Source organism: Agromyces intestinalis, assembly GCF_008365295.1.
Lineage (GTDB): Bacteria > Actinomycetota > Actinomycetes > Actinomycetales > Microbacteriaceae > Agromyces > Agromyces intestinalis.
In genome coordinates, this window is record NZ_CP043505.1 from 1,844,094 (window position 1) to 1,857,206 (window position 13,113).

Consider the following 13,113-nt stretch of genomic DNA (forward strand, 5'->3'; position numbering starts at 1 on the left):
TAGGGTGGAGCGCATGGCGGGGCGGGACGCCGAGATCATCAAGGTGGGCGGGCACGAGGTGCGCATCAGCCACCCCGACAAGGTCGTGTTCCCGCAGCCGGGCCTCACGAAGCGGGACCTCGTCGACTACTACGTCGCGGTCGCCGACGGCGCGCTTCGCGGTGCGGGCGGCCGCCCGATGGTGCTGAAGCGGTTCGTGAAGGGCATCGACCACGAGGCCTTCTTCCAGAAGCGAGTGCCCGAGAACCATCCCGAGTTCATCGATACGGCGACGCTGCACTACGCGCGCGGCACCTCCGCCGAGGAGGCGGTCGTGCGCGATGCAGCCGGCCTCGCGTGGGTCGTGAACCTCGGATGCCTCGACCTGAATCCGCACCCCGTGCGCGCCGAGGATCTCGACCACCCCGACGAGTTGCGTGTCGACCTCGACCCGATGCCGGGCGTCGACTGGTCGCAGATCGTGGATGTCGCGTTCGTCGCGGCGGAGGTGCTCGACGACGTGGGGCTGGTCGGCTGGCCGAAGACGAGCGGCTCGCGCGGCCTGCACCTGAACGTGCGCATCGCGGCCGAGTGGGACTTCCGGCAGGTGCGCCTGGCCGCGGAAACCCTCGCCCGTGAGGTCGAACGCCGGGCGCCGGGACTCGCGACCGCCCGCTGGTGGAAGGAGGAGCGCGGCGAGAGCGTGTTCGTCGACTTCAACCAGAACGCGAAGGATCGCACCGTGGCATCCGCCTATTCGGTGCGGCCGCTGCCCGACGCGCGCGTGTCGACCCCGCTCGACTGGGGCGAGGTGCGCGACTCGCGGCCCGAGCGCTTCACGGTCGCGACGGTGCTCGAGCGGTTCGCCGAGCGCGGCGACCCGCACGCCGGCATCGACGAGCCCGCGTCGGTCGGTCGGCTCGACGGCCTGTTGCGACTCGCCGAAGAACTCGGGCCCGCCGAGAAGGCTCCGCGCGGCGGAGGCGGCGACGGTCGACGGCAGTCGACCATGCCGCTCATCGAGATCGCGCGCACCGAGACCAAGCCCGAGGCGATCGCCGCGCTCGAGCAGTGGAAGGCGACGCATCCGGATGCCTCGAAGCTGCTGCATCCCGCCGATGTGCTGGTCGACGGGATGCGCGGGTCGAGCTCGCTCTGGTACCGCGTGCGGGTGAACCTGCAGCATGTGCCCGAGGCTGAGCGCCCCGCGCAGGAGCCGCTGATCGCCGACTACGACCCGTGGGCCGGCCGGGAGTGGCCGGGCCGGCCGTAGCCCGCCGGTCGACCGCCTGCGCGACGGGCCCGCAGACGGGTGCGCGCACGGACCGACGCCGGATGCCCCGGGCCGCAGCCCGGGGCATCCGTCTGTTCAGCGGCGGCGGCGCGCGACCGCGGGCATCAGGATCGCGCCGGCCGCGACGAGTGCGATTCCGAGCAGGACCGTCAGCCAGATCTCGACGCCGGTCATCGCGACCGAACCCGAGCCGGCTGCGCTCGAACCGCCGGTGCCGGCTCCGCCGCCCGTTCCGCCGTCGCCCGGTCCGCCGGGCGCGTCATCGCTCAGCAGGGTGAAGGTGGCCGACGCGATCTGCGCGGATCCCTCGAGCTGCACGGTGTGCGTGCCGGGATCGAGACCCTCGGGAACGGTGAACGTGATCGAGCCGATGCCGGCCTCGGTCGCGTCGACCGTGCCCAGGTCGACGGGGTCGCTGAAGAGGGTGCCGACGAGGGTCTCGTCGGCCACGAACCCGGTCGCTGAGAACGTCAGCTCGTCGCCGACCCGCGCCGTCGATGCGCTCAGCGTGCCGGCGACCTGCGCCTTGCCGGGGTCGGTCGGGTCGGTCGAGTCGATCTCGATCCCGAGCACCGAGGCCAGCAGCCGCACCGCTTCGACCGGGTCGCCGTTCAGCAGGGCGACCTCGGCGTCCGCGGTGCGGGCGGCCAGGTCGGGCAGGTCGGCCGCGGTGCCGCCCGCGATCGCGTGCTGCGCGAGGTCGCGCGCCACGGAGACCAGCAGGTCGGCGTGGGCGAGCGTTCCGCGCTCGGTGCCGGGCAGCGTGGCCGCGGCGGCGGCGAGCAGGTCGAGCGCATGCTGCACGTCGTCGGCGTCGGGCGAGACCGTGCCGTCGACCGCCCACACGTCGGCGTCGCGCAGGGCGGCGACGGCGCCGGCCGCCTCCGCGGCAGGGGCGCCGAGCGCGTCGAGGGCGTCGGCCACCCACGCCACCCGGTCGGCCGGCACGTCGGTGCGCTCGCCCCAGCCGAACGCGAACAGCGGCTCGTACTCGTCGTCGCCGACGTTGATCGGCACCTGCGCGGCCGAGGCCGGCCACGTGATCGGCAGGCGACCGGTGAACGGCACGTCGCCGAACAGCACGTCGGCCACGCCGGCGCCCTCGCTGCCGGGCAGGAACGACGAGACGAGCGCGTTCATCTCGCCGAGCTGATCGGTCACGAGCTGTGTGCGACCGGCGACCACGAGCACGACGCAGTCCATCGCACTGCAGACCCGGTCGATCGCCTGCCGGTCGGCGGCCTTCAGGTCGAGGCCCTTGCCGTTGTTGCCGACGTCGCCCTGACCCTCGGCGTACGGGGTCTCGCCGACCACGACGATGCCCGCATCGAAGCCGTCGGTGGGGGCCGAGGCATCCGTCGACACGGTGACCGACGCACCCGGCGCGACCTGCCGGATGCCCTCGAGGATCGACGTGCCGGCCGTCGTGTCGCCCGAGCCGCCCTGCCACGAGATCGTCCAGCCGCCCATCTGGTTGCCGAGGTCGTCGGCGTTCGAGCCGGCCACGTAGTAGGAGCCCGACTTCGGCAGCGGCAGCACGCCGTCGTTCTTCAGCAGCACCTGCGACTCGGCCGCAGCCTGCCGCGCGATCGCGCGGTGCGCGTCGCCGCCGAACTCGCCCTGCCGGCTGCGGTCGGTGAACGGCTGCTCGAACAGGCCGAGTTCGAACTTCTGCGTCAGGATGCGGCGCACCGCGTCATCCACCCTCGTCGGTTCGATCGCGCCCGACGCGACCCCCTGCTCGATCGCCGAGATGAAGGCCGCGAAGTTGTACGGGGCCATCGCCATGTCGAGGCCCGCGTTCACCGAGCGCACCGCCTTGTCGGCGTAGCTGCCGCCCGGCAGCTTGTCGATGCCCTCCCAGTCGCTGATGAGGAACCCGGTGAATCCGAGCTCGCCCTTCAGCACCTCGGTGTTCAGCAGTTCGTGCTCGTGCATGCGCACGGGCCCGTCGCCGAGGTCGACCGCCGAGTACGACGGCATGATCGAGCCGACGCCCGCCGCGATCGACGGCAGGTACGGGTCGACGTGCAGGCGCACGAAGTCGGCGAGCGAGTCGGCCGACGTGATGCCCTGGTCGATCGGGTAGCCGCTGCCGACCTTGGTCGGGTCGTACGCCGTGCCGCCGTCGCCCACCCAGTGCTTCGCGGTGGCGAGCAGCGTGTCGGCGGCCGACTTGTCGGCCGGGTCGGCGCCCTGCAGGCCGACCGTCACGGCCTCGGCGTAGGCCCGCACGAGCGCCGGGTCTTCGCCGAACGACTCGTAGCTGCGACCCCAGCGCTCGTCGCGCGTCACGCAGAGGCAGGGGGCGAAGGTCCAGTTGGGGCCGGTCGCCTTGGTCTCGATCGCGGTGGCCCGCCCGATCGCCTCGACGAGGTCGGCGTCGTGCGTGGCGCCGAGGCCCGTGTTGTGCGGGAAGATCGTCGCGTCGAGCACGTTGCTGTGCCCGTGCACGGCGTCGACGCCGTACAGCAGCGGGATCTGCAGCGCGGTCGAGCGCGCCTGCCGCTGGTACCCGTCGACCATGTCGGCCCACGCTTCGGGCGTGTTGCCGGGCGGCGTCGAGCCACCGCCCGAGAGCACCGATCCGAGCGCGAGGTCGGCGATCTGCGCGGGGCTCTGCAGGCCGAGACGTTCGGCCTGCGCCATCTGCCCCGCCTTCTCCGCGACGCTCATGCGGCCGAGCAGATCCTCGACCCGCTCGGCGACGGGCAGTGAGGCGTCGAGGTACGGCAGGTCGTGCGCGTTGATCACGATCTTCACCGAGTCGGGCAGGCGAGCGCCGTCGCCGTCGAGCACGACCGGGATGACCCGGGCTTCGTCCGGTCCGTCGACCGCGGAGGTCTGCACGGTGAACGACTGGGTCGATCCCGATTCGGCGCCTGCCGGGAAGGTCAGCTCCCCCGCGAAGGCGGCGAAGTGGGTGCCGGCCTCGGCCGTGCCGTCGCCGTTCGCGTACGACACGGTGACAGGCAGGTCGAGCGGGTCGCCGCTCGCGGTGGTGACCGCGAGCGTCACCTCGGCGGTGTCGCCGCCGTCGACGAGCACGACGTCGGGTCGCGCCGTGACGGTCGCGTTCGCGGCCGACGCGGGCGTGCCGTAGACCTGCACGTCGTCGATGGCGTACCGCGTGTCGTCGGTGCCCTTCGGGAAGTGCAGCGCGAACCCCCACGCGGCGGTGAGGTCGAGCGTGCCGTTCTTCGTCTCGGCGCTGCCGGGCTGGTTGCCGCCGAGCGTGAACGCCGAGAACGGCAGTTCGACGAGCTTCCAGCGGCTGGTCGAGCTGCCCCAGTTGTCTTTGAAGGTCGCGGCCCAGAGCTCGGCGTGCTCGCCGTCGGGCCCGCCGTCCTTCAGTTCGACCTGCACGTCGCCGCCGGCGGTCGGCGAGGCCGGGTTGGTCGGCTGCGACGCGTACCACCAGAGTCGGATGCCTCGGAATCCGCTCCAGTCCTGCGGCGAATCGAGGTTGTCGGTGATGCCGCCCCACTGTCCGGCAGGCACGCGGTAGCTGCCCGTCAGCACGTGGTTGTCCGTGACATCCGCGCGTTCCTGCTCGCCGACGCCGACGGTGACCTCGCCGCCCGGAGCGACCCAGCTGAAGATGCCCGACGGCCCCGACCCCACCGGAACCTCGCCCTCGAAGTCGTCGATCATGATCGCCCGCTCGAAGATCGCGACGTCGTCGAACGACCAGGTGCCCGAGCCGAGGCCCGTGAGCGTGACCGCGTACCCGTTCGACGCCGACGGCAGGAAGCGGTCGGGCGCGCCCGGGTTGCCTTTCAGGCGCAGGTCGTCGAACAGCACCGACACCAGCCGCCAGCCGGCCGTGTCGTCGACGACGGTGCGGTCGAACAGCTTGCCCTCGCTCTTCAGCTCGAAGTTCAGCGCCTTGCCGGTGCCCTTGCCGAGGAACCAGAACCGGAATCCGTCGGCGTGCGACCAGTCCGCCGCCGGGGTGTCGTTCGTGAACCCGAACCAGTCGGAGGCGACCGGGGTGCCGGCCACCGTCGCGGTGAACACGTGGTTGCCGGGAGCCGAGCCGGGCACCGTGTCATCCGTCGCGGTGCCGAGCTGCGGCGTCACCGGGCCGGTGCTGCCCCACGCGAACCAGCCGGCGGGCACGCCCGCCTCGAAGTCGGCGAGCACGTCGACCGCGCCCGCGTTGGGCGCCTCGCCGCTCGGGCGCAGCGTGACGGTCACCTGCGACCGCGACCCGAGCACGAGCCCGTCGCTCGGATCGCTCAGCGTGAGCACGAAGGTGCGCGACGGTGCCAGGGCGCCGTGCCCGACGGTCGCGACGCTCACCGTCTTGGTGGTCTCGCCCTCGGCGAAGGTCAGCGTCTCGTCGAGGGCGGTGTAGTCGTCGCCCGCCACGGCGGTGCCGCCGCCGCTCGTGACCCGCACGGTCTGCGCGCCGGTCGCCGCGTTGGTGAGGTTCACGGCGACTTCGACCGTGTCGCCCGCATCGACGCCGATCGACGTGCGATCGAACGCGACCGCCGGCGACGGCAGCGAGCCGAACACGCCGAAGGAGAAGAGCGAGTACCCATACCAGTGCAGCTGTGCGGGATCCCACGTGAAGGAGGTGCGCTGCAGCATGTCGAGGCGCACGTAGCGGGCCTGCACGGGTTCGTCGAGCACGATCGACTCGTCGCCGCCGCTGCCGGCGGTCTCGGTGTGCACGGTCGTCCAGCTCGCGGGGTCGGACGGGTCGGCGGTCGCGACACGCAGTTCGTACCCTGCGGCGAACGCGGCCTCCCATGCGAGGTCGATCCGGGTCACGGTCGCGACGGCGCCGAGGTCGGACTGCAGCCAGGCGGTGAACTCGGTGTCGGCGTCGGGCCCGTTGCCGCTCGCCCAGCGCGTCGTCGGATCGCCGTCGATCGCGTTCGATGCGGGGAACGAGCCGTCGCCGTCGTCCTGGGCCGCCGATGCGGTGATCGTGCCGAGCTGGGCGAGGTCGGCGTCGGCTGCGGCGGCCGGCGCGCTCGCGATCAGGCCGGATGCGACGACGCCGAGTGCAGCGAGCGCGGCCGCCAGTCGGCGGTGAGGGCGGGCGGGCCGAATGTCTCGAGGCACGTGCTACTCCTTCGTAACCGGTGCGTGCGGCGCGCGGCCGCACTGCCACGCGTCACTTTACTGACATGTCAGTAACTTGCGCGAGACCTCCGGAACAGAACGATGCCTCGGGCGGATCAGACGGATGCCCCGGGCCGCAGCCCGAGGCATCCGTCTGTTCAGCAAGCGCGAGGCGTCACGCGGCCGACCACCCGCCGTCGGACGCGAGCACGACGCCGTTGATGTTCACGCCGTCGTCGCTCAGCAGGAACGTGATCGACGCGGCGAGCGCCTCGGCCTCGGCGGCGTCGGGCAGGATCGCCATCGCCTGGCGCACGCGCTGCGCGCCGAGCGGCGACGCGAACTTCGCCTCGATATTGGTGATCGTGGCGCCCGGCGCGACCGCGTTCGTGCGGATGCCCGACGGGCCGTACATGAACGCGTTCGACTTGGTGAGGCCGACGACCGCGTGCTTCGACGCCGTGTAGGCGGCACCGGCGGCCGACCCGCGCAGGGCGGCCTCGCTCGCGGTGTTCACGATCGAGCCCGTGCCGCGGGCGAGCATGGCGGGGATGACCGCGCGCATCAGCTTCATGGTGCCGGTGACGTTGATCGCCATGACCCGCTCCCACACGGCGTCGGTGAGGTCGCCGACGGGCGTCATGTCGTCCATGATGCCGGCGATGTTCGCCAGGCCGTCGATCTGCTCGCCGGCGGCGGCGATGATCGCGGCGATCGCCTCGTCGGAGGTGATGTCTCCCGCGATCGGCACGACCTGCGCGTCGGGCAGCTCGGCGGCGAACTCGTCGAGGCGGTCCTGGAAGATGTCGACGGCGATCACGCGGCCGCCCTCACGGGCGATGCGCGACGCGGTCGCACGGCCGATGCCGCTGCCCGCGCCGGTGACGATCACGGTCTTTCCGGCGAAGCGGCCGGGGGTCACGACCTCTTCCCACGGCTCGGCTTCGACGACGGGGGCGGATGCCTCGGTGCCGGCGTCGGCGTCATCGTCGGCGTCGCCCGCGTCGGCGGCGGCGGGCGCGGCGGGCGCACCGGCCGGCACATCGCCGGCGGCGGCGCGCGCGACGAGCTGGTCGACCATCTCCTGGCTGAACTGGCCCTTGCTGAGCTTGATGAGGCGCTTCAGCGCGAGACGGCTGACGGGCTTCAGCACATCGGGGTCCTGCCCGGACTGGGCGAGCAGCTCGCGGATGATCGGTCCGCCGACGGGGTCGGCGAGCCAGGTCTTGATCGACGAGTCGCCGGTGAGCTGGGTGCTCATGGGTGTTCCTTCTTTCATTCGGCCGTCTCGTGGACGGACACCGGGTGTCCGACCGTTTTCGGGGCGACCCCGCCGGGTACCTCAGCGCCTGACTGTGGGTGCATCCCCCTACCGGACATCATTGTCCGGTAGTAGTGTACCCCCGTGGGATCCACCGCGGAAGAGGGGAACGGCACGACCCCGCGGCCCGGTGCGCGCAAGCCGAACCTGGGCCCGAAGGCCGGCCCGGCGAACCGCCGCGCGCTCATCGCCGCCGCCCGTGAGGTCTTCCACGACGAGGGTTTCGGCGCACCGCTCAGCGCGGTCGCGAAACGCGCCGGCGTCGGGCAGGGAAGCCTCTATCGGCACTTCCCCGATCGCATGGCCCTCGCGGTCGCGGTCTTCGATGAGAACCTCGCCCAGGCGGAAGAGCGCATGGACGCCCCGGACGCCACGCTCGACGCATTCTTCGACGTGATCAGCGCCCAGGCGCTCGGCTCCACCGCGATGATCGAGGCGATCGCCTCGCACCGGGACGACGAGCGCGCCGTCGTGTTGAGCACCCGACTGGGCCGCATCGTCGAGCACCTCCGCGAACGCGAGGTCGCCGCCGGGCGCGTCGCCGCACACGTCACCGCCGATGACATCGTGGTCGGCGTGTCGATGCTCGGCCTCGTCGTCGCGCAGGCACCCGAGGCCGACCGTGAACGCGTGTCCGCGCAGGCCCGTGCCATCCTGCACGCGGCCTTCGCGGCATCCTGACGCTGCTCGCCGTGCGAATCGCGCGAATCAGAAGCGGCGCTCTCCCGTTCAGGCGCATCGGGCCGATAGCCTCAGACCGTTCGAGACGCCGCGAGAGGGGACCGCACGTTGACCGACACGCCACCGCCGACGCCCGCACCGACATCCGGGTCGGCACCCGTCAGCCGTTCGATGCTCATCTGGGCCGGCGTCATCGTCGTTGTGCTCGCGTTCGCGGCCGCGTTCCTGGGCGCGCTTGCCGCCGGCGCGGTGGGCGGACAGCCGGCGACCGAGACGGCCCCACCCGCGACGACGACGGCCCAGCCGACCGACGACACCGACGCCGACGACCTCGACGACCTGATCGACGACGTGCTGCCGCCCGGCGCCGAGGTGCGCGCCGGATCCGGAACACCCGGCGACCGCTACGGGTCGGAGGGCGACGTCTACATCGATCTCGACACCACGAACGTGTACGTCTTCCGCGACGGCGCGTGGAAGGCGACCGGCAACCTGCGCACGTCGGCTGCCGAGCAGCTGCGCGGCAAGCAAGGCGAACAGGGCAAGCAAGGCGAGACCGGCAAACAGGGCGAGACCGGCAAGCAGGGCGAAACCGGCAAGCAGGGCGAGCAGGGAAAGCAAGGCGAGCAAGGAGAACAGGGCGAGGCCGGCGACCCGGGCACGCTGGTGCTGCTCGGCACCGACGAGAACGAGGGCGAGCCCTGCGAGCCCGACGGCAGCGTCTACATCAACACGGTCGCGAACACGTTCTCGAAGTGCGAAGGGGGCGTCTGGCAGCTGCGCTGAGCCGGGAGCCTGCTAGAGTTCAGGTACCCCCTAGGGGTATCTGAACCGAAGGAGACATCGTGCACGACCTCGGCCTCATCGCGAAGCAGACCTCCGACGACGGTTGCGCGTGCTGCGCACCCGCAACGGGCACCACGAGCGCTGCGGTGGCGAGCGCGACGGATGCCGCGACCGACGCTCCGGTCGCCGAGTTCGGCGTCGCCGGCATGACCTGCTCGCACTGCGTCGGCGCGGTGACGGGTGAGCTCACCGCGCTCGAGGGAGTGACCGACGTGTCGATCGAGCTGGTCGCGGGCGGCGTGTCGCGCGTGCGCGTCAGCGCCGAGCGCGCGCTCACCGCCGACGAGATCGCGGCCGCCGTCGACGAGGCCGGCTACGACGTGGCCGAGCTGCCCGCCTGAGACGAGCCATCCCGAGCCGAGAGCATCCGATGACCGACACCGCGAGCCGACCCGTCGAACTCACGGTCGGCGGCATGACCTGCGCCTCGTGCGCCGCGCGCATCGAGAAGCGGCTCAACCGCATGCCCGGCGTCGAGGCATCCGTCAACTTCGCGACTGAGAAGGCGACCGTGCGCCTGCCCGGCGGCACGTCGCCCGCCGACGCCATCGCGGTGATCGAGGCGACCGGCTATACGGCCGGACTCCCGGCGCCGCCCGAGGACGAATCGACCCGACGTGACCGGCGGCGCGGCCGCGAGGCATTCCTCGCCCCGCGACTGTGGGTCTCGCTCGCGCTGGCGATCCCGGTCGCCGCCCTGTCGATGATCCCGGCGCTGCAGTTCCCGTGGTGGCAATGGGTGTCGCTCGTGCTCGCGACGCCCGTGGCGGTCTGGGGCGCGTGGCCGTTCCACCGCGCCGCTTGGCTGAACCTGCGCCACGGGTCGGCCACGATGGACACGCTCATCAGCCTCGGCGTGATCGCCGCCTACGGCTGGTCGGTCGTCGCGCTCGTGTTCGGTGACGCGGGCATGCCCGGCATGACCATGGAGTTCCGCCTGCTCGCCGCGCCCGGCAGCGTCGGCGACGAGCTCTACCTCGAGGTCGCCGCGGCGGTCACCGTCTTCATGCTCGCGGGGCGGGTGTTCGAATCGCGCGCGAAGCGGCGGTCGACCGAGGCGATTGCGGCGCTGCTCGAACTCGGTGCGCGCGAAGCGAGCGTGCTGCGCGACGGCGTCGAGGTGCGCGTGCCCGTGGGTTCGCTGATCGTCGGCGACCGGTTCATCGTGCGCCCCGGTGAGCAGGTCGCGACCGACGGACGCGTGGTCGAGGGCACGTCCGCGATCGACGCGAGTCTCGTGAGCGGCGAGTCCGCGCCCGTCGAGGTCGCGCCCGGCGACGAGGTCATCGGCGCGACCGTGAACGCCGGTGGACGTATCGTCGTCGAGGCTACGCGCGTCGGCGCCGACACCGAGCTCGCGACCATGGCGCGGCTCGTCGAGCAGGCGCAATCGGGCAAGGCCGAAGTGCAGCGGCTCGCCGACCGGGTGTCGGCCGTGTTCGTTCCGGTGGTGCTCGCGCTCGCGGCGGTCGCGCTGATCGGATGGCTCGTGGCCGGCGCCGGCGCGGCGGTCGCGTTCAGCGCGGCGGTCGCGACGCTCGTCATCGCGTGCCCGTGCGCGCTCGGGCTCGCGACCCCCATGGCATTGCTCGTCGGCACGGGCCGGGGCGCCCGCATCGGCATCCTCATCCGCGGCCCCCAGGTACTCGAGTCGACGAGGCGCATCGACACGGTCGTGCTCGACAAGACCGGCACGGTCACCACGGGTCGGATGTCGCTGACCGACGCCGTGCCGGCCGGCGATGTTGCTCGTGACGAGCTGGTGCGGTTCGCCGCGGCCGCCGAGGCCGGCTCGGAGCATCCGATCGGCCGCGCGATCGCGGCCTCCTCCGCTTCCTCGACCGCCGCCTCGTCGACCAGCACGGTGGAGGCGTTCGCCGCCGAGCCCGGCGGCGGCGTGCAGGCCGTGATCGACGGCCGCCTCGTCGTGGTCGGCCGGCCCGGCTGGCTCGCCGACGCGTGGAGCATCCCGCTCCCCACCGACCTCGACGCCGCACGCGCCGACCTCGAGACTCGCGGGCGCACGGTCGTCGCGGTCGCCTGCGACGGCGCGGCCCGAGGCATCCTCGCCCTCGCCGACGAACCCAAGCCGACCAGCGCCGCCGCCGTGGCCGCGCTGCGCCGGCTCGGCCTCGAGCCCGTGCTGCTCACCGGTGACCACGACCGCGTCGCCCAGGCCATCGCCGCCGAGATCGGCATCGCCGACGTGCGGGCCGACGTGCGCCCGGCCGGCAAGGCCGCCGTGATCCGCGAGCTGCGGGCCGACGGACGGGTCGTCGCGATGGTCGGCGACGGCGTGAACGACGCGGCCGCGCTCGCGACCGCCGACCTCGGCATCGCGATGGGATCGGGCACCGACGCGGCGATCGCCGCGAGCGACCTGACCCTCATGCGCGACGACCTCGCGGCGGTCGGCGACGCGATCCGGCTGTCGCGGCGCACGCTGCGCACGATCAAGCAGAACCTGTTCTGGGCGTTCGCGTACAACGCGGCCGCGATTCCGCTGGCGATGCTCGGCATGCTGAGTCCGCTGCTGGCCGGCGCCGCGATGGCGCTGTCGTCGGCGTTCGTGGTGGCGAACAGCCTGCGGCTGGCGCGGTTCCGGTAGCCCCTGCCCCTCCCTTCTGCCCTGCCCCTCCCCTCTGCCCCTGCCCCTGCCCCTCCCCCTGCCGCCACGGGAACACATTCGAGGCTGGGGAGGAGCTTCTGGACGAAACGTCCTCCCAATCCTGCAATGTGTTCCCGTGGCGCAGGGCGCGACGTCGGAGGGGCGCAGCCCTCACCTGCGCGGATCAACCCCGACCCGGACGTGCTCGCCCGACGCGGCGCAGGCGAGGGCCGCATCGAGGTCGGCGAGCGGGAACGTCGCGCCGACGAGCGCCTCGAACGGCGGCGCCGCACCCACGCCGGCGAGGTAGTCGATGGCAGCCTGCAGGTGCCGGGGCGCGTAGTTGTGCACGCCGGTGATCGTGATGAGGTTGCGCACGATCCGTTCGGGGTCGATCTCGACGGCGGGCCCGGGAGAGACGCTGCCGACGAGCACGGCCACGCCACTCACGTCGACCGATTCGATCGCGGCGCGCACCGACGCGGCCGCGCCCGAGGCCTCGATCGCGACGAGCGGCGGGATCGCGCCGAGCGCACGCAGCTGATCGCCCGGATGCCCCGCCGCGGGGTCGAGCACCCACTCGGCGCCGAACGACCTCGCGAGCGCACGTCGCCGCGGGTCGGGGTCGACGACGGCGACATCCGCCCCGGCCGCGGTGGCCATCGCGGTGGACGCGAGCCCGATCATGCCTGCGCCGCCGACCAGCACGACGGCCCCGTCGAGCGGGATCCGCGAGGCTGCGTCGAGAGCGGCGACCGCCGTTGCGGTCGCACACGCGGCCGGTGCGGCGACCTCCGCGGCGATGCGCGCGGGCACTCGCACGATGCCCGTGCCGGCGCGCAGCTGCACATGCGTGGCGAACCCGCCCGACAGCTCCCAGCCGCGCTCGAGCCGCTCGTGCCCGTACTTCGCCACCGTGCGGCACTTCTGCGGAACCCCGCCGAGGCAGCGGTCGCACGACCCGCAGTTCGTGGTCACCGTCCACACGATGCGGTCGCCGAGGATGACGGGTTCGCCGTCGACGGCGAGCACGTGCCCGCCGCCCGCCGCGACGACGCGTCCGACCTGCTCGTGCCCCAGCACCAGCGGCGCGGGCGCCGGGCGATGCCCGCTCGCGGTGTGCACGTCGGATCCGCAGATGGTGGCGAACTCGACCTCGACGAGCAGCTCGCCGTCGGCGAGGCAGACGCCCGGAACCGCGATCGGCTCGTGCGGGGTGCCGGGCTCGCTCCACACCATCGCCACCGGCGCGGGGCTGACCGCGACCTCGTGATCGGCCACGCGGGCGACCGTATGCATGACGTG

The 13,113-nt window shown here is 72.7% G+C and carries 8 protein-coding genes; 5 read left to right on the top strand and 3 right to left on the bottom strand.

Annotated elements, in window-relative coordinates; genetic code table 11:
• Positions 1 to 13 precede the first annotated feature (13 nt).
• A complete protein-coding gene (gene ligD / locus FLP10_RS08445) occupies positions 14 to 1,252 on the top strand; it encodes a non-homologous end-joining DNA ligase (protein ID WP_149160467.1) in 1,239 nt (412 codons plus the stop codon).
• A gap of 96 nt (positions 1,253 to 1,348) precedes the next feature.
• Here the strand turns inward: ligD and FLP10_RS08450 are convergent, their stop codons facing one another.
• Positions 1,349 to 6,352 (bottom strand): glycoside hydrolase family 3 N-terminal domain-containing protein, encoded by a 5,004-nt coding sequence (locus FLP10_RS08450; RefSeq protein ID WP_149160468.1) that lies wholly within the window; start codon positions 6,350 to 6,352, stop codon positions 1,349 to 1,351.
• Positions 6,353 to 6,527: 175 nt separating this feature from the next.
• Complete coding sequence (locus FLP10_RS08455) at positions 6,528 to 7,613, bottom strand: SDR family NAD(P)-dependent oxidoreductase (RefSeq protein ID WP_149160469.1); 1,086 nt, start codon at positions 7,611 to 7,613, stop codon at positions 6,528 to 6,530.
• A gap of 144 nt (positions 7,614 to 7,757) precedes the next feature.
• Between FLP10_RS08455 and FLP10_RS08460 the strand changes: the two genes are divergently transcribed.
• From FLP10_RS08460 to FLP10_RS08475, 4 genes are all read left to right on the top strand, one after another.
• On the top strand, positions 7,758 to 8,354 hold the full coding sequence (locus FLP10_RS08460) for a TetR/AcrR family transcriptional regulator (RefSeq protein ID WP_210418510.1): 597 nt from the start codon (positions 7,758 to 7,760) through the stop codon (positions 8,352 to 8,354).
• Positions 8,355 to 8,462: 108 nt separating this feature from the next.
• The gene (locus FLP10_RS17560; protein WP_210418511.1) at positions 8,463 to 9,140 is read left to right on the top strand and encodes a collagen-like protein; all 678 of its coding nucleotides are present in this window, start codon (positions 8,463 to 8,465) and stop codon (positions 9,138 to 9,140) included.
• Positions 9,141 to 9,199: 59 nt separating this feature from the next.
• A complete protein-coding gene (locus FLP10_RS08470) occupies positions 9,200 to 9,541 on the top strand; it encodes a heavy-metal-associated domain-containing protein (RefSeq protein WP_149160470.1) in 342 nt (113 codons plus the stop codon).
• Positions 9,542 to 9,570: 29 nt separating this feature from the next.
• Entirely contained in the window at positions 9,571 to 11,808 is a 2,238-nt protein-coding gene (locus FLP10_RS08475; RefSeq protein WP_149160471.1) for a heavy metal translocating P-type ATPase, read from the top strand.
• Between the two features lie 171 nt (positions 11,809 to 11,979).
• On the opposite strand, the gene FLP10_RS08480 is transcribed toward FLP10_RS08475, so the two are convergent.
• Complete coding sequence (locus FLP10_RS08480; protein WP_149160472.1) at positions 11,980 to 13,107, bottom strand: zinc-binding dehydrogenase; 1,128 nt, start codon at positions 13,105 to 13,107, stop codon at positions 11,980 to 11,982.
• Positions 13,108 to 13,113 lie beyond the last annotated feature (6 nt).

Coding starts and splice junctions, on each gene's coding strand:
- ligD (WP_149160467.1), top strand. CDS start 14: ATGGCGGGGCGGGACGCCGAGATCATCAAGGTGGGCGGGCACGAGGTG.
- FLP10_RS08455 (WP_149160469.1), bottom strand. CDS start 7,613: ATGAGCACCCAGCTCACCGGCGACTCGTCGATCAAGACCTGGCTCGCC.
- FLP10_RS08475 (WP_149160471.1), top strand. CDS start 9,571: ATGACCGACACCGCGAGCCGACCCGTCGAACTCACGGTCGGCGGCATG.
- FLP10_RS08480 (WP_149160472.1), bottom strand. CDS start 13,107: ATGCATACGGTCGCCCGCGTGGCCGATCACGAGGTCGCGGTCAGCCCC.